Origin of the sequence: Desulfobacula sp. (assembly GCF_030145145.1) — a bacterium.
Lineage (GTDB): Bacteria > Desulfobacterota > Desulfobacteria > Desulfobacterales > Desulfobacteraceae > Desulfobacula.
The window spans coordinates 85,581-112,013 of record NZ_JAQYWD010000018.1 but is presented as its reverse complement, the minus strand read 5'-3'; the positions used below and the strand labels follow the sequence as shown (position 1 = coordinate 112,013).

Genomic DNA, 26,433 nt, shown 5'->3' with positions numbered 1-26,433 from the left:
AGCCCGGCATAGAGCCTGTCAACATAGCCCATCCAGCGAAGGAAAGGTAATCTGGTCTGAACGGGTATGGGATATTCATAAAAAGTTACATGCGATTGCCCTGCGGCTTCCAGAGAAAAACAGTCCATTTCCTTTGCTGGGGATTAAATGACTTAATAATTTACTTTTTATTATTAAATATTATACACTCAACTTTTGGCGTTGGCCATTTTTACATGGGGCCAGGCTTTTTTATGCTGGGATGAAACATTTAAAGGAAAAACCGCTTGAAATTAAAAAAGATGGCCGAAATCTCCCCGGGTGACGGTATTGGGTCGATAAGAGAATTTCTTTTTGAAAGTGTTATTGCCCTTTTTTGTATTCTCGGTCTCCTGGCAGTTATAATGGGAGGAGTGGAAGCTTTTTTACAAGGAAAATGGAAAATCGTTTTCATATATATCATCGCATATCTTCCGCTTTTGACCTGTTTTGTCTGCCAAAGAAAAATAGCGTATCACTATCGCGTCATCATTGTTTTACTGGATGTGTATATTCTGTCGGTTGTGGTTTTGGCCGGCATTGGGTTAAGCGGAGCTGGTATTCCGCTGCTGATTACCTTCAGTGTGTTGACCACCACTTTTCTGGGCATACGGATGGGAATCGCCTCGGTCCTGATGAGTGTCGCTTCCATCTTGATGATTGGTTCAGGCATGAGTACCGGTATCCTCCCCGTGGATATGGCGTTAATGGCAAATTCTACACGAATTGAATCCTGGGCCATGGCTGCATTCTTGTATCTGCTCATTGGTGGGATCATGGTGGCCTGCCCGGGTATCCTTCAGAATGGATTGCAGCGGACCATTGATATTATCCAGGAGAAAACAGTATCGCTACAGGAATCAAACAACCGACTCAAAAAGGCATTGAAAGACAGGCAGGAAATGGAAGCAAAGCTGATTCGTGCCGAAAAACTGGAGGCGATGGGGCTTCTGGCTGCGGGGGTGGCCCATGATTTGAATAATATTTTGACAGGGGTCACCACTTACCCTGAGCTCCTCCTGTTGAATATGTCAAAGGAAAATGCCTTGTATGGTCCCATGAACGCCATTAAATCTTCCGGTGACAAAGCAGTTACCATTGTGCGGGATCTATTGACGCTGTCAAGAAGGGGCGTGAATGAAAAAGAAATTCTGGATGTAACGGCAATTGTACAGGCCTGTTTACAAAGCCCCGAGTATGAAGCCCTGCTTGAGTTGCACCCGGATATTTCTGTGGACATCCATCTTGACGAAAATATGGCCCATATTGCCGGATCCGTGGTCCATCTTTACAATGTTATCATGAATTTGATTGCCAATGCCGCAGAAGCCATGGCCCAGGGGGGTAAAATTCATATCACGGCTCAGAACAGGGTGTTGGAAAACGATGTGACGGGGTATGAAACCATCCCCAAAGGCGAGTATGTGACCCTGAGGGTGGCAGATACAGGTTCCGGGATTGCAGCGGATGATCTTGATAAAATATTTGAACCATTTTTTACCCGGAAAAAAATGGGAAGAAGCGGCACAGGGTTGGGCATGTCCATTGTACTGGGATCTGTAAAAGACCATCATGGCTATATTGATATAGAAACGTCGGAAAACAAGGGAACACATTTTATATTGTACTTTCCCGCCACAAAGGAAGCCCTTCCTGCCAAGCCGGAGTCCTCGGAACTGGATACCCTCAAGGGGAGAGGTCAACTCATCCTTTTAGTCGATGATGTCAAAGTGCAGCGAACGATCGGTGAAACCGTATTAAGAAATCTTGGATACACCCCCATATGCATGGATAGCGGCGAGAAAGCCATTGAGTTCTGCCAGGCGGAAAAGCCGGACCTGATGATTGTGGACATGATTATGGATCCGGGAATTGACGGATATGAGACGCTCAAGGCGATCCGGGACATCCATCCGGATCTTTATGCCATCATTGTCAGTGGCTATTCAGAAACAGATCGGGTTAAGGCTGCCTTGGAATTGGGATCAAGCAATTTTATAAAAAAACCCTATGCCATTGAGGACTTTGCCATGGCCCTGCACATGTGCCTTAACCGTTATCCATACCAGTCGAGTGCTTTGGATAAAAAGGGACGTTGAATGCAACCCAGAGGATATTTAACCTTTGTCGTAAAAAAATGGAACCTGATCACTGAATTGTTTGAAATAAGCAAGGAGGGTCCCATTGACCAATCAACGCTGGTGCAGACCCTTCGTTTGTATCATCCGGAAACAGATGCTTCAGCCCTTATTGAGACCTTTTTGTCTTATAATATCCTGTCACAGCTGTTTGTCCATCAAACCCTTTATACCTTAGGGGACCTGATCGAACAAATCGTTGAGCACTTGTTAAACGAACAGCAGTTAGGCCTGTCAGAAAGCATTATGATCCATATGGATCAATTTGATAAGTTGAGTTTCAGCTTATTGTCTGCCGTGGAGAACAGAGATTCCGATTCAGTGTTCAGGGTGATCAAAAAGATTAATCGTCAAACCCAGACCATTAACCGTCAAACCCTTCATAATTATAAAGCCATTCAAAACATTGTGGCAGACTCCAAGAAACGGGACACGGTTATCCCAATTAAACAGCGATATGCTGACATCCTGGATGCCTGGGATCACTACATGACCCCCATGGGAGAAATGATCGACCCGTGGGGATCTTTTGACCCAAATACGGACAAAGTGGTTACCCGGCTTGAACGGGCGGTGGACATCCTGGAAAAGTCAGGGGCGTTAATCACGGAGCCGGAGAATATTCATATTGCCAAACAGATGATCATTGATATGCGGGTGAATATCATTGAACGGTTCAAGATGTCCCGGGAAATATTACAGCCCTTGTACGAGATTGCCCGGTTGAATTCCCGACTTTCCGGTTATGAATACCAATTGTTCGCCATTAAAAAAGAATTGATCCTCCTGGATTTTCTCATGGATGATGAAACCGGTGGTCCCAGGAAAACCGTCAGAACCCTGGACCAGCTTGAACGGCACCTGGGATTAACGGATGTCTGGCTGAAGCGGCTCAAGCCCAAACAGATGCAGGATGCATTAATTGGAAAGGAGATCACCATCAATGGGACTGAACGCTTTTCCATTGGTGTTTTCAGACTCAAAAGCATGACGGATAAGAATTATCGCTTGTTTATAAATGTTTTTAAGAACCTGCTCCATATGAATGATTTTAATATGGAAGATGTTAAAATGTTTTGAATCAATTCTCTGCTGCCGAGCTGGGAGTCCGTTTCCTATGATTTTATGAGTGAATACAGAAATTTTAATCAATCCCTGGAAACGGAAAGAAAGAAAATCGAGACGGCCAGAGACATCACAAAAGACGTGCAGTTGCTCGTGACATTAAAGGCTGCCTGGGACGAGGGATTTCCTTTTTTATCCTCGGCATTTAAACATATTGAGGCCCGGTACGAAAAAGACCGGGAACAAAAAAAGCAGGCACTTGAAAAAATAAAGTCCGAGTATGGCAACATTGAAAACCGGATTAATCAGGTTAAAATCGACAATGACCGTCAACAGCACGCATACGGTAAATGCTTCAGCCGGCTGGAAGATGTGAAAAAAAAGTTGAAGGAACTGGAGCAAAAGGCGTCGCATTATAAACTTTTCCCTTCTGTTGAAGCCTGTGGTCAACAAATTGTCTTATTGGAGGCCAAAAGAGACAGGATGGTTCTGGAGCTTGGTAAATCAACAGTGGATACTGTTGAGAGAATAGAACAAAAAATCAAATCTGTTCAACGAGAGATCGCAGGATTTGAATCACAACTGAAAAACATCACATCAAACCTGCTGTTTGTTCTCAAAAAGCATTTTAGCGCAGCAGATATCCAAACCCTTATGAAGATGATCAACAAAGATATTTTCATCTCTTTTTCCGTGGACACCCCTGATCTTCATATCCAGGATGAAGCCGGCCTTATTCAGCAATTAAACCTCCTTTTGCTGCGATGTGAGAACGGGGTTTACACGGATGGGAACATACGGGTTGACCTGAACCGCATTGCGCCGGTTGATATAGCGGATTATTTCAACCATGACCAGATAAAGACGAATTTAGATCACGCTAAAAAAGATGAAACAGAATTGCTTCAAACGTTAAATGTTGCCCGGAACTACCAGCAAAAAGAACGAGAAAAGAGTGCCCTGGATCAAACCATCAGGGAACAGACCAATGACCTTGAAGGCTATAAATCCTTTTTAACGGACAAAGACCGAAAACCGGAATTTGAAAGGCAATTCTCCGACACCGCGGATGCGCTAAACCGTGTTATGGAAAAAAAGAAAAGCAATGACGCCCAGATAGATGCGCTGAACAAAAGGATTATTGGAGACAAATTTGAAATAGAACAACAGCAGGCCGCCCTTCAACAGATGGAAGCGGATCGGCAACGGGTTACGATTGTCAAAGACCTTGAAGGGAATACCGCCTTTGCCGGGGCTGATTGCCAGGACACAGATGACATTAAAATAGACAGGTTAATCCGTGACTATGTCCTTAAAAGTCAAGACCTATCAGACATTAAAAGCCGCATATATCAGTGCTTTTCAAATATAGAACTCCGGGGGGGCAATCGATTTTCCTCGGGAAAGGATATCCCCGCCAGGATAAAAGAATTTGAAGACAGTACCAGTGAAGAAACCATTGAAAATTATGAAAGGGTGCTTCGACGAAATGAAACGGCTGCCACCCGCCAACTGGGGGCAATGCTGAAAAATCTCAGGGATCAATTTTATTCATTTGAGTATGAAATCAAGCGGTTCAACCGGGAAATGAACAAACATCAGATCTCGAATATCCGGAAGATTGAATTTATCGTTGATGAAAACAATCATATTTTAAGCATCATCAAAACCCTGATAAATGAAGATTCTATTTTTGGCGGCGATAAAGATATTTTCCGGGTGGTGGAAAGATTTAATGAATTGATAGATAAAAAAGGGGTTAAAATCTCTTTGCCCAATCTTTTTAATCTCGGGATAGCGGTCCAGCTTGAAAACGGCAAAGAAATTAAAAGTTTTGGAAATACAAGCATCCAGTCTACGGGAACAGACCTTACGGTGAAAGTGGTTGTCAATGTCATGCTGTTAAGCCGGATATTACATGTCAAACACAACCAGATCCTCAACATCCCGGCCTATATTGATGAGGCGGGACAAATAGATCCGGTTAACCAGCAGACCCTCATCGATCAATGTGCCAAAGCCGGATTTGTTCACTGGGAAAGATCCGGCCGAGGCGGCATCTATACCCTTAAACACCCTGAAGCCGTTAAGACCTTGCTGGCAGCCACCGGATACCACGGGTCCACGGAAAGCCTCACCTCAAAAGCCAGGGCCGTGGCACGCCATAAGGATGCCCATAAAGGCCGGGACGATACCCTTTTGATCCTGTTATCTGCCACAAAAGAGGTGATGTGGCAGAACAATGGCAGATCCATCAATATCCATCAGATTGTCCAGGATTGTGGCATTGCCGCTATTCTTGTAAAGCCCGGGGACAACTGGGTGACCCAGGATCCCATTGCCCTGGTGGAAAATATGGATTTGCTGGTGTATGCTGTCCGATATTTTGAAACAATTCATTTCCAGGGAAGTATCCTGTATTATAGCGGCTGGGTATCCCGGCGGACCCTTGCCTGGTTGAACAAGCAAAAGAATACACCCCTGGTCATCTTTCCGGATTATGACCTGGTGGGTCTTAAAAATTATCTGCTGCTTAAAGAAACGCTTCCACACATCAAGATTTACGTGCCGGAAAACCTGCCGGACCTGCTGAAAAGATATGGCAAGGCAGACAAATTAACGTCTTCAACAGACCGGAAAATTATTGAACAGACTCAGGATGCCGATGCCCTGAAACTCTATCGCCTGCTGTTGAAATATGGGGTCGGTCTTGACCAGGAAAGCTTGATGCTCATGGATTAAGAGGATAGCCATTATCAGATCACGCTTGGACGGTAGGATTTTTTATAGGGTTTGTTTTATCCCAGCAGTAACAATCCCTGCGCCAACTAATGCACTTCCGCCGCACCGATTGAACCACACCCGAATTTTTCTTTTCTTCATATGTTCGTTTAGTTGACCCGCAAATATGGCGTATAGTGCTGCGTTGATGCCCCCTAAAAACAGGAAAGTCCCTCCCAGTAAGGCGAATTGAGAAGCAACAGCCTGGGTAGGGTCAAGAAATTGTGGCAGAAAGGCAACAAAGAAAGCGATGCTTTTGGGGTTAAGCGCCGTCACAACAAACGAATTTTTTAATAGTGACTTGGCTGAAGCCTCTTTTACCGTATTCTGAATGGCATTGGTTTCCGGGCTTGATGTCCATAGTTTGATTCCAAGATACATCAGGTAAAGTGCCCCAAACCATTTGAAAATTCCAAAAATGACGGCAGAAGTTGATAATACCGCTCCAAGGCCTAAAAAAGAAAGTGTCATTGCCGTGAAATCTCCCATCACCACCCCCGTTACAAGGGGCAGGACGGACCAGCGCCCATGGGACACCGCCTGGCTGATGACCAGAATGATGGTTGGTCCCGGTATAATCAGTATCAGGGTTGATGCCAGGATAAACGGTATCCAGAGTTCTATGTTCATCATTGTCTCCCAAATTAACATGCATCTTTCCATGTGGTTGTGCTTTAAATATTCCATCAAATAGACGCGCTCGAAAGAGATGACCGGTCTGTCTGATTTTTATTCGATGACGGACCCCCTTATTAACATTTGATTGAAGTTCTTGTAAATTGATTTTTTTTCAATCTCTCTTAATCCCCCAGTTGACTTTTTTTAGTGGCTACTGCTAAGGTAACCTGGACCCAGGATGGGGAATTTGCAGTCTATAAAAATATTTAATGACAGGGGTTACAGGCGCACAACCGTATCATTGAAGAACTGGAATTGATGCTTGTTTTGGATCATTCAAATGAACATGAATGAGGAGGGGGGAATGGTGTCAAATGATCAGGCAATGGAAAGAAAAAAACAATGGCACTATGGCTGGGTTATCGTTTTTACCGGCATGGCCGTTCTTTTTTCGTGTTTAGGCCTGGGCCGCTTTTCTTTAGGCATGCTTCTGCCCTCCATGGGTATTTCCCTGAACTTAAATTATTCCCAGATGGGGTTCCTGGGCACGGGTAATTTCGTGGGGTATATGATCTCGGTGGTCCTGGCCGGTATGGTTGCCAGAGCCATCGGTGCCCGGTGGACGATTACCCTGGGCCTTATTCTGGTTGGGGGTTCCATGGTTCTTATCAGCCAGGCCGCTGGATTCATGGGTGTCATAGCCCTTTACGTGGCAACGGGCATTGGATCAGGCCTGGCCAATGTACCGATGATGGGACTGGTCTCTCACTGGTTCCTTAAAAGTAACCGGGGCCGGGCAGCCGGAGCGATGTTGTCTGGAAATGGCATTGCCATAGTGTTTTCAGGGCTGTTCATTCCCTGGGTGAATGCTTCCGTCGGGGCCCAGGGATGGCGGACCAGCTGGATGACCATTGGGGCAATCTCACTTGCCATCGCCGCAGTCGCTGCCTTTTTCCTGCGCAATGAGCCCGGAGAAAAAGGACTCACCCCTTTGGGTGACACCGAGACCGTACCAATACCTTCCGGAGCAAATCCCAAAAGAAAATCCACTGCCAATAAATGGACCATGGTGCATCTGGGCTGTATTTATGCCCTTTTCGGAGCCACATATGTGGTTTATGCCACATTTATTGTCACCGCCATGGTCAATGAGCGGGGGTTTGGTGAGAACACGGCAGGCAGTTTTTGGGCTGTTGTCGGTGGACTTTCAATTTTTTCCGGTCCCTTGTTCGGATGGCTGTCTGATCGGGTGGGGCGAAAAATGGGCATGATGCTGGTTTACACGTTATTCACCATTTCTTATGTCCTGGTGGCGGCAGACCTTCCGAATCTGTTTTTATATGCCTCCATTGGTATCTTTGGCCTGGCGGTGTGGAGTATTCCGACCATCATGTCAGCCGCTGTCGGGGATTACGCCGGACCTGTTCGGGCTGTCAAAGCGTTTGGTTTTATTACATTGTTTTTTGGGGCTGGCCAGATCACCGGACCGGTTGTGGCTGGTTTTCTGGCCGATGTCACCGGAACGTTCAGCATGGCATTCTGGCTGTGCGGAATTTTAACCGGCAGTGCGGTTGTGCTTACATATTTTCTGAAACCGCCTTCCGGGTCTTAAGGGGGCAGTCCATAAGACGCTTAACCCTTTTTAAAAAAAATTTAGTCCAGGTCCAATTTGCTGTTACACTGATTACATTTTACAACGCCACGGAACACTTTATTGCCGCAATACAGCCCACAAGGAGAAATAAAATCCGGATTTATTTTCATAAAGCGACATCCTTTTGAATTTAGATGGTGTTCTATCCTGCTGTAATGATACTGATCCATCCATCTGTTTCCTATTATCGCCTTAAAATTTAAACGTCAAACTAAAATTAAAAAAATGGCAGGTCCAGGGTCAGGAGAGTCATGACCGGGTTAAACAGGTTTTATGGAAGATCTCGCGATTTTGGCCTCGTCAAAGGATGCCATCTGGGTCATGACCTTGCAGGCCGCAACTGCCATGTCAATGGCCATGGCGGCACCGGTGCCTTCCCCCAGCCGCAGGTTCAAATCCACCAGGGGCACAAGGTTCATGTGGGTCAGCGCAGCATCCTGGGCGCGTTCCACGGATTTGTGTCCGGAGATGAGATAGCCCTGAATATCCGGGTTGATCGTATAGGCCACCAGTCCGGCTGCTGTTGAAATGACCCCGTCAAGAACAATGGCTGTCTTCGTTGACGCAGCTGCCAGAACAGCACCGGCAATACCGGCGATTTCAAATCCCCCGATTTTTTGAAGGATCTCAAACCCGTTGGACGGATCAAGGGTATGAAATGCCAGGACCCGTTCAATCACCTCGGTTTTGTGTGCCAGCCCTTTGTCATCCACGCCGGTCCCCCTTCCCGTGGCCTGGGCCGGTGTGATACCGGTAATGGCGGAAATAATGGCAGCGGCAGAGGTGGTATTGCCGATGCCCATTTCTCCGACGCCTAGTATGTCAACAGGCTTGCTGGCATATGTGTCCAAAAAGGTGGTCATTCCGTTTTCCAGGGCCAGGATCATCTGCTGATGTGTCATGGCATCCTCAATGGCAAAATTCCGGGTGCCATAGGCCACCTTTTTGATGATCAGTTCCGGATGGGGGAGAAATTTTTGCTTCACCCCCATGTCCACAATTTTCATGTCAATGTCATGGTGGCGGCACAGGACATTGATGGCCGCCCCCCCATTTAAAAAGTTATCCACCATCTGGGCGGTCACCTCTGACGGATATGCAGATACGCCTTCCTCGGTAATCCCGTGATCACCGGCAAACACAAACAGGTTTTTCTGCCGGATTTCCGGATGGAGGGTGTTCTGGATCAGGCTCATGCGGACAGCCAGATCTTCGATGCGGCCCAGGGCACCCAGGGGTTTTGTTTTTTCATCGATTTTAGCAGTGGCCCCGGCCAGCAGGTGGTCTGACAGAGGGGCGACCGCCTCAATCACTTGTTTGCAAAGACCTTGGGGTAAAAGATCTTGACGGCTGATCCCAGGGGGGGGGGGCGGTTGACGTTCTTTCGTCAGCAGTGTTGTGTCAGCGGCAAGATCAAAATCAAGAATATATTTCAGGTGATTTCCCCCCAGCACATTTGCCATGAGCGCCGGTGCTTTTGCCGGGGTCACAATCTCCTCGATTAACAGCGTCAGCTCCCGTTCATGGGCTTGCATGAAGGGAATCGCTTTTTCCATGTGATCCCGTGTCATGCCGTAGACGCCGGACACCACGGCTTCTTTGTAGTGTATAAGGTTGAGCAGGTTGGTTTCAATGTGTTCGTTCTTTGAAATTCCGCTGAAAAAAGAAACCTGGCCGCCTTTGCCAACCTTGGTAAGGCACTGGCAAAAGGCAATATAATCCGCACAGGTATTGATGACCAGTTCAAATTCACTCGCATGGGTGTCTTTGGAGCAGGCAATATGGGTTGCCCCAAGGAAGGGCGCAATATGGGTTATCTTAGTTTCATTCTTTTCAATGACCTGGGGGACAAGCCCAAGGCTCCGGGCATAAAGGGCTGTGACCAACCCCATGGTGCCGGACCCGTAAATGAGTATCCGGTCATTGGGTTTGACGGAAAATTTTTCAAAGGCATTGATGACACACCCCACTGGTTCTGCAAAGCAGGCCACATGGGAAAGAAGATCGTCGGGGAGGGGAATCAGGCTGTCATCGGGCAGGACGGCCTGGTCTGAAAATCCGCCGTCAGTATGAAACCCGGTGATTTTCATGTGCTCACAGAGATTTTCCCGGCCGGTGTTGCAAAACCGGCAGACACCACAGCTTTTTCCGGGCCAGACAATGCATCGCTGGCCTGTCTGGTTCCTGACCACCATTTCATGGCCCAGCACCCTTGGGAGGACAAGATCCCGGTGGCCCTGTTCCCACATTTTGGCATCGGTCCGGCAGATAGCGCAGCAAAGGACGCGGGTTTTTGTATATCCTTTTTCCATGGGTTCCGGTGTGTCATGGGTGGGGGCGATTTCAAGCTTTCCAAGACCGGTTAATATCATTTTCATGTGGATAATTCCTCTTCCGTCAGAACGAGTTTTTTGATACAGACATCGGGGAACCCGTTTTTTTTAAGGCTGGATGCCTGGGTTTGTACCTTTTCCAACTGGTCCAGGGGGAACACGCTGGCTTTTTCAAGCCCCACAAACAGGGGGCCGTCATCTTTGAACCGGAGATAGTCCCGGCCGGATTTGATAATCAAAAGTTCCATTTTATGATACCTGTTCTATTGCACCGGGTTATTGAACCAGGCGGTGAAGTTTTTCCAGCCCTTTTTCAGGGTCTGTATTCTGGGCGTTTACCCATTTTTCAAGGGTTTCAAAGGCTGTGCCGGTTTCCAGCAGCCTGGCGGCCTGTTCTATTCCGTCTTCAAGGCTCTTTGCTTTTCCTGCGGCCAGAAAAATCAGTCCGGCATTGAGCAGTGCCGCATCTTTTCTTGCACTGTTTTCACGGTTGTTGAGAAGGGCGGCAAACCGTTTTGATTCGGTTTTGATATCGTTTTCAGGGGCCAGATCTCCAGGGTTTTTTACGGCAATCCCCAGTTTTTTCGGGTCAATGGTAAACGGATGGATTTCCTCATTTTCCAAGATCTGTGCGCAATGGGTGATTCCGCAGACCGATGCTTCATCCATGCCCTTGTCAGAGTCGTCAATGGACCCGTGAAGGACAATGGCACTGGTATAGCCGATTTCCTGCATGACATCTGCAACGGGGCGGATCATTTCTTTTGAATAGACCCCTCTTACCCCGATGGAAGGCAGGGCCGGGTTGGCAAGGGATGCCGCAATATTAAGGGTTGATCCGAAATAAATCTGGGACAGGATGCGGCCCAGGGCCATGGGATGAATATGGGGACTCATGCCGTTGAACAGCCCAATACCAACGGATTCAATGCTTTTGGCCACCCTTTCCGCTGTGCATTCCACATCAACGCCCAGGGCTTCTGCCATGTCCACGGTTCCGCAGATGGAGGTGATGGCCCGGGCACCATGGCGGGCCATGGGGATACCGCCGGCCGCCGCAATGATGGACGCGGCCGTACTGATATTAAAGGTTTTAAAGGTGTCCATGCCTGTGCCGCTGTTGTCTACGGGTCTGATTTCCAGGTTCAGGTCCACCTTGGTGGTATCGAGATCATAAATGGCTTCCCAGGAGCCGGCCACTTCTTCTTTTGTTTCTCCCTTGGCGGTGAGCGCTGCCAGGAATGCGCCCTGCTGCATGTCGGTGACACTATTGTTCAACACAGAGACAAAGGCCTGTCTGGCTTCATTTCGGCTAAGATTTTCTTTTTGGATAAGACGAGTGATAATGGTTCCGAAGTCACGATTTTTTGTCTGGGACATACCCATACCTCCTGAATAATAATACAGTCTATTCAAAAGGATCTTGTTCCAGCAAAGCATCCTGAAATTTTGTATGAAGGCAGGCTTTCCGACTTACGGATCATCCTAATCACTGCGTCTTCCCCTTGTAAAAAGAGTGACATCCTGCAGTTTTCGTCCCCGATCACGGCAACGGCTGGCATGTGACGGACTTTAACCGTCTTTCCTTTTAACCCGGGAGTTGAATCATCATACATCCCCGGCACCTTTATACCTTGAGAGAACTTATACTTTCCGGGACTGTCTTTGTCAATCAATAATTCAAGGGTAACGCGATGGATGCCATCAGCTGAAAATGGTCAGACAGGCCCCGATCAGCGCCAGGAGAATGGCAATGCTTTTGTTCACGGTGATTTTTTCTTTGAGAAAAACGGCTGCCAGGATAAAAATAAAGATGGTGGACATCTGGTTTAAGATAGCGGCCCGGGAGGCGGTGGTATATTTCATGCCCCCGACCCAGCACAGCAATGCCAGATAATTTCCCGACACGGACGCGGGAAAGGCAGTGAACCAGGCCTTTGAGAATTTAAGTTCCTGGAGATACTGTCGCCGTTTGGGGTGGCACAGGACAATGACAAAAAGGGAAACAGTGCCGGCCATCACCCGGACAAGGGTTGCCCAGAAAACATCGGTTTGCTCCAGCAGTTCCTTGATCATGACAATGCCAATGGCCACAAAACCCATTGAAAGACAGCCAATAAGGATAGCGGACAGTGAACTTTTATTGTCCGGGGTGTCATTGAGGGTCTTTTTTGTCATTGAGCCCACAAAAACAGCTGTCAGTATCAGGAAACTCCCGACAATGGCACCGATACTCAAGGTTTCGTCCAGCAGGATAAAAGAAAAAAAGATGACACAGGGAAGATAGAAGCATTCCACAATGCCCAGAATGCTTGCCCCCAGACGGTTTAAGGCCATGAAAAAGAACAGATCGGCCAATGTGATTCCCAGAAAGCCTGAGACAGATAGCAACAGCCAGTCATTTAAGGGTTTGTCCGGGAAAAAAGGGATATTTAACATCAACATGGTCAGGGATACCAGGATCAATGCCACAAAACTCTTGTAAATATTGAGCGAGACAGGAGAAAAAACGTCACCGCTTTTTTTAAACAATATCACTGCACTGGCCCAGAAAAAAGCCGAGCACAGGGACAACACAGAACCCAGCATAGTGCGTACCCTTAATTTTTATACAGGAGCCTTCCCTTTATATGGGGCAGTCCTTTTTGTTTGTCCCGGAGTTCAAAATTGACAATGGGCAGACCGCTTTGGGTGTCCTCCTGACGGTCATACCCCAGCAGGGTGGTGGCAGGCATGAAAATCGGCAGCTTAAAGGCGGCTTCAATGGCGGCCGCATCGGGAATGCCAAACGCTCTGTCAAGGCTGGCAACGACCCTTGCAAGACTCCACATGCCGTGGGCAATGGCCCGTTTGAATCCAAACAGTTTTGCCAGTACCGTATACAGATGATGGGGATTATAATCCCCTGATACGGCGGCATAGCGTCTGCCGGTTCCGGACGGCACAACGATGGTCTCTTTTTTCCCTGAAAACGGTTCGTCTTTTTTCTTTGACGGTTTTTTCTTTTTTACAGGGCTTCGGGTAAAAAAAATTGAGACCCCCTGCCAGACGATTTGGCTTTTTGACATGACCTCAAGGGTAAAATGGGTTTCAATGCCGCTGTTTGTTTTTTTAATACCGTCCAGTGTGCAGGCCAGATCAAGAACTTCATGGGTTTTAACGGGTCTTAGGCGTTCAAAAGACTGAAAGATCTGGATCAGTCCCAAGGGATTGATGGGAAAAAAAGACGCCGTGATAAATTTGCCCAGAAGGCCGATGAAGAGTGTCTGCAGATAGGATATGGGGATAATGTCAGGCCGGTCATGGGAAAAGCCGCACACGCGTCGATACTTTATAATTTCTGCTTTATCCGGTATATACTGGTTTAAAACAATCCGGTTTCTTTTGATGATGGCATGGTCTTCAATCGTATTGCGACGAAAAGGGGAAATCAACACCGCCTTGAGGAAAATCCATCCCATGGAAGGGCGGGTTTTTATTTCCAGGATGGTTTCAGGCCCGGTCAAAGGGATTTGCAGGGTATGTTGATGATTTTCCATAGTGCGGTTACTTTATCCTTGATTGGCATTGAAGTCAATCAGGGGCGAATGAAGATAAATTTATTTTTTTTAAAGACAACCTGCGCTTGACCAACGATATCCCATGGCATGCAGCCATGAATGACATGATGATACAGACGGTTAAGGATGCAAATAAAATAGTGTCATTGGCGGATGAAAAGTGCTATTTTATCTGGTATATTAAAAGGGCTCTTGCCCAAAAAAAATCAACCCAGCACTTATGTTAACAGGAGATAGAAAATGGGTACAATAATGGATATTATCACTGCAAGAGATCCGTTCGAAAAAGAGTTCCATCAGGCTGTCACAGAAGTGGTTGAGTCGGTAAAGCCGGTTCTGGATAACACGCCTGAATACCGGCATGCCGGGATTATGGAAAGAATTGTGGAGCCGGAACGGTTGGTTCAGTTCAGGGTTCCCTGGGTGGATGATCAGGGGATTGTCCGGGTCAACAGGGGGTACAGAATACAGATGAACAGTGCCATCGGGCCTTACAAAGGAGGTCTTCGGTTCCATCCGTCGGTAAACCTTTCTATTTTAAAATTTCTTGCCTTTGAACAGGTATTTAAAAATGCATTGACCACGCTTCCCATCGGTGGGGGCAAAGGCGGCTCCGACTTTGATCCCAAAGGCAAATCCGACAATGAAGTCATGCGGTTCTGCCAGAGCTTCATGAGCGAACTTTTCCGTCATATCGGCCCATTTACCGATGTTCCTGCAGGGGACATCGGTGTGGGGGGAAGGGAGATCGGCTACCTTTTCGGGATGTATAAAAAATTGAACAATGAATTTTCAGGTGTCCTGACCGGGAAAAGCCTTAACTGGGGGGGAAGTCTGATCCGGCCGGAAGCCACTGGGTATGGGTCGGTCTTTTTTGCCGATGAAATGCTGGCAACCAAGAAACAGAGCCTTAATGGCAAAACCTGCCTGGTTTCAGGTTCCGGGAATGTGGCCCAGTATACCACTGAAAAGTTGAATCATCTGGGCGCAAAGGTTGTCACACTTTCTGATTCTTCCGGATACATTTATGATGAAAAAGGGATAGATCCGGTCAAACTTCAGCATATCATGTACCTGAAAAACGTTAAACGCAGCAGGATCAAAGCCTATGCTGAAAAGTATCCGGAAGCGGTGTATACGCCGGTGGATGCGGGAATTGATCACAATCCGCTTTGGGATCATACGGCCGACTGTGCGTTTCCCAGTGCCACCCAGAATGAAATCAATGCCAAGGATGCTCAAAATCTTTTAGATAACGGTGTTTATGTGGTCTGTGAAGGGGCGAATATGCCAACCATGCCGGAAGGGGTTGACCTGTTTCTGGATCACAAAATTCTTTATGCACCGAGCAAAGCCGCAAATGCCGGAGGCGTTGCTGTATCCGGGCTTGAAATGTCCCAGAATTCAATGCGGATCAAATGGTCCCGGGAAGAAGTAGAAGCCAAACTCAAAAGTATCATGCAAAGCATTCATGGGGCATGCCTGTCAGCCTCGGAAGAATACGCAACGCCCGGCAACTATGTGAATGGTGCCAATATTGCCGGGTTTGTTAAAGTGGCGGATGCAATGATGGATCAGGGCATTGTATAATTTTTTTTGACAGGGTATCCCGATCGAATGAAAAAGGCCGGTTGGGTTTTTCTAACCGGCCTTTTTTTTACATATCGGAAAGATAGGGTTCGATCATTGCCAGTTCATTGGGTCGGATGGCCCGCCAGGAGATGGCATAAATCGGGTCCGGGGCCGATTTCTGGACGGGGTTCAAACTGGCCACCCGGATCTTATCATCCACTTCAACCCAAAGGGTTTTGTCAATATCCAGATCATACGCTTTTGATAACTTCTGGGCAAAATTATGGATATAGTTTTTTAACGAGGTATTCATCAGGATCGGCTGGGTCCTGGCATTTTTAAGAATGACGGCAAAGGGAACAAGGTAGCTGATCTTGTCCTGGTTTGTTCCCATTTTGATAATTTTTACGTGGTATGACCCTGGCCACCATGAAACGGGCTTCTCCCCGGCAATACTTTTCCCATCCCATTCATAAATAAAATCATGCAGAACCATTTTAGTTTCCTTATTTAAACTGTTTGATTGCCATGCGGCAGGTATGGGCGAAATCCTCGGGATAGCATCCGCTGATCCATCTCAACTGGGCTTCGGAAAAGGTGTCCGGTGCATAGGGAAGCCTTGGAATAAAGGAATATAGCAGGTGCTGGTCACTATTTGTTGAATCAAAGCGTTTTGAGAATTCTATGGCGGTGACTAAATCTGCGCCAAGTGATTCAAGGGTTTTTACAGCCATCAAAATGGCGTTGTCCAGGGAATTACGAAGGTTCTGATCTGCTTCAATAATATTACCGCAGGCAGTTTTGGCCATGATCTGCAGTTCCCACTCAGATATTTGAGCCTTGGGTACAAACAATATGATATGGTCATCTTCCACCAGAACCAGGGAGGATTCACCTTTTGTGCTGCCGTCTGTCCGGGTATTGTTTTGAATGGCTGCCAGATAGGTTGAAAAAAATTTTTTTCCGGTAACCGTCCTGTATTGCCGTGTGAAATCACCGACAAGATCTCCACAGGAAAAGGACGGTATGTTTTGCCCTGAACGGGTTTTAACATGCTTCGGAACCATGGCATTCTGCTGGTGGATCATCTGGTGAGAGGCATGAAGCCTGTGACCGGACTGGGCATAGCCGTATCCAAAGTTCCACCCCCACAGGGTATTGTCAAATTTCAGGGCCGGGCCGGGGGTCTGTTTTAATTTTGTCTGCAGGGTTTCCCGGAGAGTTTCAAGTGCGATTGGGGTGAAACACGCGCGTTTGTCCGGCAGGGAAACGCCGAGTTCTGAAGCAAGCCTGACAAAGGCCCGCTGGTAGTAGAGATGACGGATGCCTTTCATGTCATCAAGACTAAGATCATGGGTGCTGTATCGGATGGCATCATTTGCCATGTTGGATGCAAAATGTCCCCAGGGGATATAGGAATTTCGTCTCAGATATTCAAAGACATGGGTGTTCCCGTCTTCAGACCGATATTCCCCGGTAATTTCATTGCTTCCCTGAACACCCGGTTTCAGCACCATGGTATTTTTATAGTCATCGGGAAGATACCGGTTGTTCACCAGCACTTCAAACAGTTCATGGTCATGGATGTCCGGACTGATCCGGTTGTGTCGATCTTTTTTGTATCCAATTCCGACAGGGGTAAGGGTCTCAGGATCAAACAGGATGCGGCAGGATTTTTTTGATAGAAGCATCAGTTCTTCGGGGTCTGTGGAGGCCTGGGCAAGGGCAATGCACAGGGGATGCGGCAGCATATCCAGAAGGGCTCTTTTGTCTTTGATGCCAATGCTGCCGGCCCCGCCTGATTGTTCAAAGTTCTGAAGCAGTGAGCAGGGTTTGGGTTTTGAAATACGGATGTCGTCAGGACAAGCCGCTTTGATATCTGCCCAGGCAGAATTAATATAAGTGGTTCCCCTGAAGGGAAATGGATTGGCAATTTCATAGATGATGTCGGCACCGGCTTCATGAAGATCCTCTTCGGGAAAATTGACACGGTTGTCAATTACGGTACCGTCTTCAAGCTGCCCAAGAGACGCAAAATAGTCCTGGTTTCTCAAGTTTTTAACGTCAAAGCAGGGCTTGTGAACCCCTACAATAAATTGGGCATCTTTCCCCACACAGGACCTTAACGACATCATAATTCAGGCGCTCCCGATGGTATCAGGCAGACAAAGGTAAAGGTCTTGTCAGATGTGTTCCTGAACTGGTGCTCAATACCGGCGGGAAGAAATATGGCAGATCCCTTTGACAGCGGATGCCATTTGTCCGCTATGAATACCTCTCCTGAGCCTGAGTGGACAAACACTTCATGCTCCCAGTCGTGGGTATGTTTGGGGGTATATCCGTCCTTGCCCATTTCAAACACTCGCATGCAAAAGTTTTTGGCCCCGTCTTCATTTCCTATCATCACCCTGCCGGCCACGTTTTTAACCATCTCATTGTCCATGACAACCGGCAATACATCTTTATAATTAACAATTTTCATTTATGACTCCCTTTGCCCAGTGGTGTAAATTCAGTGGTTTTTTAAACAAATAACAATAAATAAAAATATGCTATCAATTATTGAATTGTCAATTATAGAATCGTTAATGGGAAAGGATTTCAGGTAAAACACATGCGGGTGATAGGCCAATATCAATTTTTTTATTCACCCCGAACCCGAGGGAAAGAAACCGTGGTGTCCGGCCGGGGGTATGGTAAGGCCGGACACACTGAAATTAAAATTTGATACGGCTATCCAGGCTGAACTGTTCCTGGATAAGGACGGCTGTTTTGTGTTTATCCCCTTGCGCAAAGCAGGCCGATACAAGGGTGAGCAGGGGGGCTGCCATGTCAGGCATTTTGAGTTGGACCTTTTTTCGGCGGGTAAACATATCCAGATATAAAAAGATGTTGGCAACAACGTGGGATGTTCTCACGTCTCTGGAAAGATCCGGGTTTTGCGTGAAGCCAATGGTGTCTGCCAGGTGAAGCTGTTCAAGATGTTCTGCATTCAGTTCTGCCCGGATAAGGGATCTGCGAAGCATCTCGGTTTTTTCTCTTGGAAAGGTTTTGTAGGAAGGTTTGAGCTTCCAGCGCGCCTTCCATATGGGGCGGACAATCTCTTCCTGCCAGCCGGCAACAGCCTGGATGGCCGTCGCCATTTGTTCGGGGGCAAGGCGCCCCCCACCTGCCGTTCCCACCCAGCAGCAGAAAAACAAGAGGTTAACATCCAGTTCGCAGCGGGTTTGAAGCTCAAGACATGCGTCATGGACCCCCTGCTTCTGGTGAACCATTATTGAAAAGTCCCAAAATGGATGGTCTGAAAATTCCATATTTTCCTTGATATCAGACATTGCCCCTATATGCGGTCCCTTATCACTGTTTCCGGTTTTCCAGATTGCTGATCCAATTGTCTGGCGGGGGACCTGTCATCGGCGGGATACCTGACCGTTTTTCAATGCTCATCATAGGCCACAAGCCTCACACAGAGCTTTTTCTCCAGTTCACGTATTTTAGTCAGCACGTTGTCATCCAGATTGGCGGCTTTCGGGGGGGTGTAGTAAGCCAGAATACGTTTCCCTGTCTTTTTCTCCAGTTCCGTTATGGCCGCAATGTCTTCATCCTTCAGATAATCTGCATACGAGTGATCAAAATCCATTGTTATCTCCTTTTGTTGTGTGTTGGTGAACGGTTATGCACCGAAACCGGATGAAACAGGCCCTGGCGAAAGAGAGATTTTCAAATCAGTGAATTCAGTGATCCGTCGGATGGAAGACCGGTTCCTGCAATCCCACATAAAAAATTATTTCTCTGACGATAGCAAAATTATGGTATTCATACAAGTCTTGGGTGTTTTTAATTTTACTCAACGTCATAATAAACGCCTTGGGTTTTGGATATCTTATGGGTGCAAACAATCAGGCTATACCCTGTCTATTTCTTTCATGAGTTTTAAAATGGCCAGTTCCTTGGCTTTTGCTTCAACTTCAACGGTGACATCCATGGAAAGCCAGGACCCGGGGACATCATTTATGTCAATATAATCATGGTGCTTTCGGACGTCGGATGAGTCCCAACCGTTTTTAGGGGAAGAAATATGGAACAATGGTTCCCGGTCCCATGTTTCAGCACTTCTATCGGTTGCTTCGTCGATTGAAAAACGGTCGTTTAAACATCGATGATGGTGAATATCGTAAACCAGTGGAATCTTCATGTCAGAACAAATGGGAAGAAGATCTTCAGGGGAATAGCTTTTGTCATCATTTTCAAGGGTCAGACGTTTCCTGACCGGATCAGGAAGTGTTTCAATCGTTCGTTCAAGGCGCTTGAGCGCGGCTGTTTTATCTCCGTAAACACCCCCTGCATGAATATTGATCACATCCGCATTGACCCATTGTGCCACCTGGGTCTGATAGGCAAGGTCAGCCATGGCGCGTTCCACCACAGAAGGATTCGGTGAAGACAAAATAATAAACTGATCCGGATGAAAGGAGGTCCGGATATTATATTTCCGACTGAATATGCCACACGCCTTGAATCTCTTTATTATTTGGTCTGAATTGGGTAAATTTGAAATGTCGTAGCCAACATCCGGGTGTGTTTTTAACGGCAGAATCTGGCTGTTAATACGGAAGCAACCTATATTGTTTTGGTGACAAAATTCCAGGGCCTTCATCAAAGCGTGAGCATTGGCCAGACAAATTTCAGACAATCGGTTTTTCTGGTCCTGGCGGGAAAATTGTGAAAGAAATTTAGCGGTTGTTCTTCTGAATTTGATGGGTTGTTCTTTGAATATGCAGCACAGACCGAACCGGATCATATGGTTTTCCTAAACTTTGCCGGCATGCAGCGGTTGCGTATTTAAGGTCACCAGTAAATTCAGGAAAATAGAACCATTGGACCCCGGCATGGTATCATCGGCAAAAACAAGTTTGGTTCTTGATAATGTCACTTATAACTCCCGTGTTTTACAGGTGATGATTCCCAGATACCCATCCACGATGACGTGGTCGCCCGGTTCGATCAATCGCATGATATCCGTTGCACCGGTTATACAGGGCAATCCATACTCTCTTGCAATGATGGCACCGTGAATCAACATGCCACCCCGTTCTTCCACCACGGCGGCGGCCAAGGGAATCACAAAGGTCATATTGGGGTCCACTCCCGGACAGATGAGGACGTCCCCCTGTTTGAAATCCATCAAATCCTGGGGGGTGTTTATGAGTCGGGCGGTTCCTGATGCAATACCCGGGCCTGCCGGGTGTCCGACAACCTGGCGGGCTTTCAGCCAAAGTGTTGACGCCTTTTCCAATACAGAGGGTTCAACCGATACCGGTATAGTGTCAGATACCAGGGAAAGTGCTGGAAGCGCTGCCAGCATTGCCAGCCCATCCGGATTTGCATCTGGATCTGCCAGGCGGGACTGGCCTTCTTGAACCGCCTCAACAAGACGGGTTTCAATCCGGCCCAGATGGATGTTATCATCATCCCTGAGGCGATAGCTTTCCCGTCCCAGGTGAAGCACATCCAAAGCAAACGCGTATTTTTCCTCGGGGAAACTTTTCAGAAAACAGTCCTGAAGTGTTTGAATATCCGGCCCGCTGGCTTGTCTTTTTCTGGGAGGCGATTTGGCAAATTCCAGCAAGAGCCTAATGATACCCGTATCGCCATATTGACATTCGTTGCCGTAACCGGTTGAACAGGAAAGATCACCAAATTCTAAAATGAAATTGTCTAACAACACCTTGAATGGATGGTCCAAATCAGGGATAATGACAGATTCCAGGCTGTCTTTCAGGTCTGTATCGTTTCGGATCATATCTGCCAGGGCTTCAAGGCGGTTGTTTCGCTGAACGCTCTTCAGTCCGGTGTTTTCAAGAAGAGCCATAAATTCGTAAGGGTCTTGAGGTTTAACCGCATCATTGTAAATCTGTCCAAACAACCGAATGCCGTGGGCAAAAGGGATAAAATCCGCCCAGTAAACCTTTACCCAGTGATCATAGATAGCCTGTCTTTTGGTTATTTCCTGGTGGAGCTGGGGGTTGCTCAACCCTTGAAGATGGACCTGCCCCATAAGTTTTGTCTGGGAAATCATTTCCGGAATCAAGTGGGTTTCAATTTTATCATAGAGCCCTTTTAAGTTTTCATAGCTTCTGTGAAGACTTAAATACCAGGTTCGCTTATCATCTGCTTCTTTAAACCCCGAACTGGTTATCGGCCGTGTCTGAAGCATGATAAACCGGTCTTTGTAAAACGTCCATTCCATATCCTGGGGGCGATTGAAGAGGGCTTCCACTTTATTGCCCATTTTCCAGATCTGGTGGACTTCCTGATCATTCAAAGGCGGTTTTTGACGTGATGCTTGGGGTAACGGTGCGAAGGCAACCCCTTTTTTGTCTGGAATGGTATAGTGGTTTCGCACCGGTTCAATATGGCTTAAAATTTTGCCTGAGGATCGTTGCAGGATCCATCGATCCGGTTCAATATCACCGTCAACAAGGCCCTGGTTCAATCCATACACCGATTCTAAAACCGACTCGGTTGCATCGGATGGATTGATGCCAAAAAACACACCGGATCTGTCGGAGGGAATCAGCTCTTGCAGGACCACGGCCATTTTGCTGGTATGGATATCAAGCCCCAGCTCTTTTCGATATAACAGTGCCGCATCTGAATACAGGGAGGCCCACACCAGCTTGACATGTTTAAGGATTTCATCTGCGCCGATGACATTTAAATAGGAGGCATGCAGCCCGGCAAAGGATGTACTCTCATCGTCTTCGCCCGGGGCGGAAGATCTTATGGCAACGGACCGTTCATTGAAATGTCTTTGGAGCAATTCTGCAAGTGTTTTTCGGGTGATATGTGGAATGGGGGTGGTTAAAAACAAATTCCGGATCCGCAGTGAAATATCCCAGATTTCTTCCCATCGCATCTGTTTAAATGGTTTCCGATTCATTTCAAGACGAATTTTATCTTCAAGACAGGTCTCGGCAATATAGGATTCATAGACCCGGCAGGGGATACAGAAGGTTTCCGGAACATCAACGCCCTGATCATGAATCCTTGCAAGGCAAAAGGCCTTCCCCCCGACCTGGTTTTTACCGGTCTCAATGAACGAATCAATTCCCAGGATCGGTGTCATGACGTCACCTGGACTTCAATGACATTTTGAAACCGGCTGACCATAAAATACCGGTCCACGGTTACACGGATCAACGCTGTGGAGGGGGCGGTTGAAAATACTTGTAAATGGGGATGTTTTTTTAAATAGAGTTCCAGGAGCGTCTGTTTTTCCAGGCCGTCAACCGTTGCAGCAATCCCTGTCGCGGTGACAGCGACAGCCGTGTAAATATCTGCCGCCTGATTCAAACTGTTGTTGATCAGGAGGGCAACTTTGGCATTGTTCGTCAGGTTATCATATTTGCGAGTGGTATTGGGTGTCAGAAAAAGGATCTGTTCAAGGTTAGCGGTTGCTGCAAAGGCGACAAGGCTGGCATAGGGTTGATCGTTTTTCTGGGTGGACAATACCCCAAGGGATTGAGAGTCCAATAATGTCTTGATTTGATCGAATGCCTGTTTCTCTTTATTGTTCATGGCCTTCCCTTCACGTTTAAACGTGTTCTGTCGGCTTATTGATCCGGCAGTGAGCACGTTTTTGTTATTTTGGGGGTGAATCTTTCCGGGAGTGTCGCTAATGTCAATCCTGCCGATTTTACGATACCTTTGAGCATGTGGGCAAATACATATTGATGAAATGGATATAGTACATACCAATAAAGGAGACCGTTCAACCCTTTGGGTAAAAATCGGGACAACAGCACCAGTTCGCATTGATCATTTCCTAAGGGGGTTACCGTTATCTCCAGCAACGCTTCGCCCGGTGTTTTCATTTCTGCCAGCAAGAGCAGTTTGGAGGGTTTTTCCACCTCCAGGACTCGCCAGAAGTCAAGGGCATCCCCTACCTGGAGGGTTTCTTTTGACCGTCTGCCGCGGTTTAACCCCACCCCTCCGGCAAATACATCTATAACCCCGCGGAGTTTCCATAAAAGATTTGCAGCATAATACCCGGTTTCTCCACCCAACCTGACAATGGCGGGCCACAGGTTCCGGCCTGTTCCTTCAACGGTTGCCCGGTAACCACATTTGAGAATGGTACCCCCTGAATACGCTGAATCTCCGAAATGGGCCCATTCGGGATATTTGATGGCCCCGGCATCAGTCCAGCAGGTATCGACCTGCTCTTGCTGAATACGGTCCAAGGCCCGGTGGATGGCTTCCCGGCAATTGATCAGGTTTTGTGGAATAAGTTGAGTGATGGTTGATTCCGTACAAACCGTCGGCAGGCTCAATCCCTCGGTCAAGGGTTGGGCAATCGCTGCCGGAACCGGTGTCACCAGATGAATCCACAGGGATGACAGCCGCGGTGTTAATACGGGAACCGGAATCATCAGGGGCGTCGGCAATCCGGCTTCTTTGGTAAAAATACGGAACAGATCACGATACGTTACAACCTCCGGTCCCCCAATATCAAATGTTTTCCCCCGGGTTTCCGGGTGTTCCATGCAGCCTTTCAGGTATCCCAATACATTTGTAATGGCAATGGGTTGTGTGGACATGCGCACCCATTTGGGCGTGACCATGACAGGCAGCCGTTCAGCCAGGTATCTTAAAATTTCAAAGCTGGCACTGCCGGATCCTAAAATCATGGCCGCCCTCAGAACAGTGGCTGGAACCGGTCCGTCCAAAAGGATCTGTCCCACTTCATTTCTGGAAACCAGGTGCTTACTGACGTTTTTATGATGAATATCGCCAAGACCCCCCAAATAGATCAGGTGATCAGCATGTGCCTCCGCTGCTGCCTGAACCATGTTTTTTGCCCCGATCCGATCGGCATGACGGTATTGCCCTTTTTGTGACATCATTGAATGAACAAGGTAGTAAATGGTCCCGCACCCATCTGCCGCTTTGCGCAAAGAGGCAACATCCATAATATCCCCTGTGACGCATTTGACGTTTGGGTCATGACCCCAGGGTCGTCCCATTATTTTTGTCATGGACCGTCCCATGGCTCTCACCGAATAGCCGGATGCCAGAAGCAATGGAATCAGACGGCCGGCAACATAACCTGTGGCACCGGTTACCAGAACGGGTTTTTGATGTTCAGTCTGCATCTCCACTCCTTTTTAAAAATACATCAGAAAAAAATACAAATCGTATTATGATACCGCTTAAAACGGGGGTGTATAAAGATTGGTTCACTTAAAAAAGCGTGTTTCACATACACTGAATCTATAGCCTTGGGGAAACGATGTCAATGTCCTTTTGTGTTCTGACGCGAATTAACCGAAAACTGAATGCCAATGGACGGCTGGATTTTAGGGTACTGGAATCAGTTGGAAAATTATTTGACAACCCGCACCGACATCTCTTTTTCCCACGGAATATGCCCCAATGTCTGGAAAAGGTAAAACAGGATCTTGAAAAACTATAACGGCACATCGCCCCCGTTCGGAAATCCTTATCCAATTTTTGACGTCAGGGTTTCCAGCGCTTCCTCTGCGGCATCCATCAGGTCCTCATGGTTGAGCTGGATTCTTTTGCGTTTAATCCATTCCATTGTTTCCCGGTCACCCGCCTCCCCTAAAGCGTAGAGAATATCGCCTTGTATGGGGATATCTTTTCCGGGAAACCGGTGTATCAGGAGGGGACAAATCCGGGCAGCAAGTTCCGGGTCGGTTTCGGCAAGCGCTTCTACAACCACCATGGCGCCCAGCCTGACAGACCATGTCTTATGGATCAAAAGGGTGATAAACGCGTCAAATATTTGATTCTTTTCAATCATTTGGCGGGTGATCCAGTCGGCGTCTCCCTGTTCTAGAACGGTTTTCAGGGTGTCGGCGCTCAAGTGTGCCGGATCGCGACTGGTGATCATTTTTACAATTTCATCTGCCGTCACACCTCCGGTCCATCGGAAATCATCTTCAAGGATCAGGCAGGGCGCAGACATGACTGCATCTTTTTGTGCGGTTTCAGGAAACAGGCTGCCGTCAATGATGTGGAGATGGATATTGCTGCAATACAGCGCCAGGGGGATGACCGTTCTGACCACAGCCGGGCAATGGGGGCACTGCAGGGCAATATACAGGGTTAAACGGACCGGGATATCCAGTCTATCCAGGGTTTGCCTCAGGGGGTCGGAAAGGGCGGATTCAGCAGCGGCTGAAGGGCTGCCATTTATCTGTGACAGAAACTCAAGAAAGGGGTCAAGTTCTTTTTCCAGGGGCAGTGCCGAATAGAAGATATTTTTTTTTAGAAGAAATCCCGGCAGGTCTTTTTCTTGTTTTTCAGATTCAATGATCAGGTGTGACGTTGTGTCTCGTATCTGATCGGTAAAATTTATAAATTGATTGTTTTCAGTATGATCTGTGTCGATCCGTTTTATCTTGATGGGGGTTTCCATGGTTTGATCCCAGTTGAGGATCACGGTTTTGGATGTTGCGTCAAATATCGGCATAGTGAATTCCTGTCGGTTGAGTGAATGATACCTCTTCTTTAGCAGAATCCTGCTTTTAAATTAAGGGGAAATCGTGTAAATTAATAACTCAACTTTCGGTCTTCAGCGTTAATGGCCGGGGTCAGGCTTTTTTTATGGTGCTTTTTATTAATATTTCATGACCAGACGGGTAAACAGTGCCATAAAGAAAGCC

General features: G+C 47.3%; 22 protein-coding genes and 1 riboswitch. Of the genes, 5 read left to right on the top strand and 17 right to left on the bottom strand.

All coding sequences use genetic code 11. The features are described 5' to 3' along the window. Window positions 1-266: 266 nt before the first annotated feature. The 3 genes from Q1Q15_RS12110 to Q1Q15_RS12100 are packed head-to-tail and all read left to right on the top strand — an operon-like array spanning window position 267 to window position 5,963. A complete protein-coding gene (locus Q1Q15_RS12110; RefSeq protein WP_300460118.1) occupies window positions 267-2,117 on the top strand; it encodes an ATP-binding protein in 1,851 nt (616 codons plus the stop codon). Continuing rightward, window positions 2,118-3,236, top strand: a complete 1,119-nt coding sequence (locus Q1Q15_RS12105; RefSeq protein ID WP_300460115.1) for a hypothetical protein — start codon at window positions 2,118-2,120, stop codon at window positions 3,234-3,236. A 45-nt stretch (window positions 3,237-3,281) separates the two neighbouring features. Continuing rightward, the gene (locus tag Q1Q15_RS12100) at window positions 3,282-5,963 is read left to right on the top strand and encodes a hypothetical protein (RefSeq protein WP_300460112.1); all 2,682 of its coding nucleotides are present in this window, start codon (window positions 3,282-3,284) and stop codon (window positions 5,961-5,963) included. A gap of 42 nt (window positions 5,964-6,005) precedes the next feature. Here Q1Q15_RS12100 and Q1Q15_RS12095 read toward each other — a convergent pair whose 3' ends face one another. Continuing rightward, a complete protein-coding gene (locus Q1Q15_RS12095) occupies window positions 6,006-6,635 on the bottom strand; it encodes a LysE family translocator (protein ID WP_300460110.1) in 630 nt (209 codons plus the stop codon). 349 nt (window positions 6,636-6,984) lie between these two features. On the opposite strand from Q1Q15_RS12095, the gene Q1Q15_RS12090 reads away from it, so the two are divergent. After that, window positions 6,985-8,232, top strand: coding sequence for an MFS transporter (locus tag Q1Q15_RS12090; protein WP_300460109.1), 1,248 nt, complete (start codon window positions 6,985-6,987; stop codon window positions 8,230-8,232). A 302-nt stretch (window positions 8,233-8,534) separates the two neighbouring features. On the opposite strand, the gene cobT is transcribed toward Q1Q15_RS12090, so the two are convergent. The 5 genes from cobT to Q1Q15_RS12065 all read right to left on the bottom strand — a co-directional run bounded on the left by cobT (window position 8,535) and on the right by Q1Q15_RS12065 (window position 14,146). Beyond that, entirely contained in the window at window positions 8,535-10,652 is a 2,118-nt protein-coding gene (gene cobT, locus Q1Q15_RS12085; protein ID WP_300460106.1) for a nicotinate-nucleotide--dimethylbenzimidazole phosphoribosyltransferase, read from the bottom strand. Then, window positions 10,649-10,855 carry a hypothetical protein gene (locus Q1Q15_RS12080; protein WP_300460104.1) on the bottom strand — a complete coding sequence of 69 codons (207 nt, stop codon included), beginning with the start codon at window positions 10,853-10,855 and terminating at the stop codon, window positions 10,649-10,651. The genes cobT and Q1Q15_RS12080 overlap by 4 nt, the downstream gene beginning before the upstream one ends. 28 nt (window positions 10,856-10,883) lie before the next feature. Beyond that, window positions 10,884-11,987: an anthranilate phosphoribosyltransferase gene (trpD, locus tag Q1Q15_RS12075; RefSeq protein ID WP_300460102.1), complete on the bottom strand. Its 1,104-nt coding sequence runs from the start codon at window positions 11,985-11,987 to the stop codon at window positions 10,884-10,886. Window positions 11,988-12,047: 60 nt separating this feature from the next. After that, window positions 12,048-12,251, bottom strand: a riboswitch (cobalamin riboswitch). 60 nt (window positions 12,252-12,311) lie between these two features. Next, the gene (locus tag Q1Q15_RS12070; protein WP_300460100.1) at window positions 12,312-13,196 is read right to left on the bottom strand and encodes a DMT family transporter; all 885 of its coding nucleotides are present in this window, start codon (window positions 13,194-13,196) and stop codon (window positions 12,312-12,314) included. Between the two features lie 11 nt (window positions 13,197-13,207). Beyond that, on the bottom strand, window positions 13,208-14,146 hold the full coding sequence (locus Q1Q15_RS12065; protein WP_300460098.1) for a MaoC/PaaZ C-terminal domain-containing protein: 939 nt from the start codon (window positions 14,144-14,146) through the stop codon (window positions 13,208-13,210). A gap of 261 nt (window positions 14,147-14,407) precedes the next feature. Between Q1Q15_RS12065 and gdhA the strand changes: the two genes are divergently transcribed. Continuing rightward, window positions 14,408-15,757, top strand: a complete 1,350-nt coding sequence (gdhA, locus tag Q1Q15_RS12060; RefSeq protein ID WP_300460096.1) for an NADP-specific glutamate dehydrogenase — start codon at window positions 14,408-14,410, stop codon at window positions 15,755-15,757. Between the two features lie 67 nt (window positions 15,758-15,824). Here gdhA and Q1Q15_RS12055 read toward each other — a convergent pair whose 3' ends face one another. The 11 genes from Q1Q15_RS12055 to Q1Q15_RS12005 all read right to left on the bottom strand — a co-directional run bounded on the left by Q1Q15_RS12055 (window position 15,825) and on the right by Q1Q15_RS12005 (window position 26,240). Further along, window positions 15,825-16,235, bottom strand: a complete 411-nt coding sequence (locus Q1Q15_RS12055) for a hypothetical protein (RefSeq protein WP_300460093.1) — start codon at window positions 16,233-16,235, stop codon at window positions 15,825-15,827. Between the two features lie 10 nt (window positions 16,236-16,245). Further along, entirely contained in the window at window positions 16,246-17,874 is a 1,629-nt protein-coding gene (locus Q1Q15_RS12050) for a hypothetical protein (protein ID WP_300460091.1), read from the bottom strand. Beyond that, complete coding sequence (locus Q1Q15_RS12045; protein WP_300460088.1) at window positions 17,871-18,221, bottom strand: cupin domain-containing protein; 351 nt, start codon at window positions 18,219-18,221, stop codon at window positions 17,871-17,873. The genes Q1Q15_RS12050 and Q1Q15_RS12045 overlap by 4 nt, the downstream gene beginning before the upstream one ends. Window positions 18,222-18,456: 235 nt before the next feature. Beyond that, on the bottom strand, window positions 18,457-19,074 hold the full coding sequence (locus tag Q1Q15_RS12040) for a TIGR02444 family protein (RefSeq protein ID WP_300460085.1): 618 nt from the start codon (window positions 19,072-19,074) through the stop codon (window positions 18,457-18,459). 101 nt (window positions 19,075-19,175) lie between these two features. Then, a complete protein-coding gene (locus tag Q1Q15_RS12035) occupies window positions 19,176-19,379 on the bottom strand; it encodes a hypothetical protein (RefSeq protein ID WP_300460083.1) in 204 nt (67 codons plus the stop codon). Between the two features lie 264 nt (window positions 19,380-19,643). Continuing rightward, complete coding sequence (gene uvsE / locus Q1Q15_RS12030; RefSeq protein ID WP_300460080.1) at window positions 19,644-20,540, bottom strand: UV DNA damage repair endonuclease UvsE; 897 nt, start codon at window positions 20,538-20,540, stop codon at window positions 19,644-19,646. A gap of 9 nt (window positions 20,541-20,549) precedes the next feature. Continuing rightward, a complete protein-coding gene (locus Q1Q15_RS12025) occupies window positions 20,550-20,672 on the bottom strand; it encodes a hypothetical protein (protein ID WP_300460078.1) in 123 nt (40 codons plus the stop codon). After that, window positions 20,673-22,868, bottom strand: coding sequence for a PEP/pyruvate-binding domain-containing protein (locus tag Q1Q15_RS12020; RefSeq protein WP_300460075.1), 2,196 nt, complete (start codon window positions 22,866-22,868; stop codon window positions 20,673-20,675). It abuts the gene before it with no gap. Continuing rightward, on the bottom strand, window positions 22,865-23,320 hold the full coding sequence (locus Q1Q15_RS12015; protein ID WP_300460073.1) for a pyridoxamine 5'-phosphate oxidase family protein: 456 nt from the start codon (window positions 23,318-23,320) through the stop codon (window positions 22,865-22,867). Before Q1Q15_RS12015 ends, Q1Q15_RS12020 begins: the two co-directional genes overlap by 4 nt. A 35-nt stretch (window positions 23,321-23,355) precedes the next feature. Then, window positions 23,356-24,897 (bottom strand): SDR family oxidoreductase, encoded by a 1,542-nt coding sequence (locus Q1Q15_RS12010; protein WP_300460070.1) that lies wholly within the window; start codon window positions 24,895-24,897, stop codon window positions 23,356-23,358. Between the two features lie 347 nt (window positions 24,898-25,244). Then, a complete protein-coding gene (locus tag Q1Q15_RS12005) occupies window positions 25,245-26,240 on the bottom strand; it encodes a thioredoxin family protein (protein WP_300460068.1) in 996 nt (331 codons plus the stop codon). Between the last annotated feature and the right edge of the window lie 193 nt (window positions 26,241-26,433).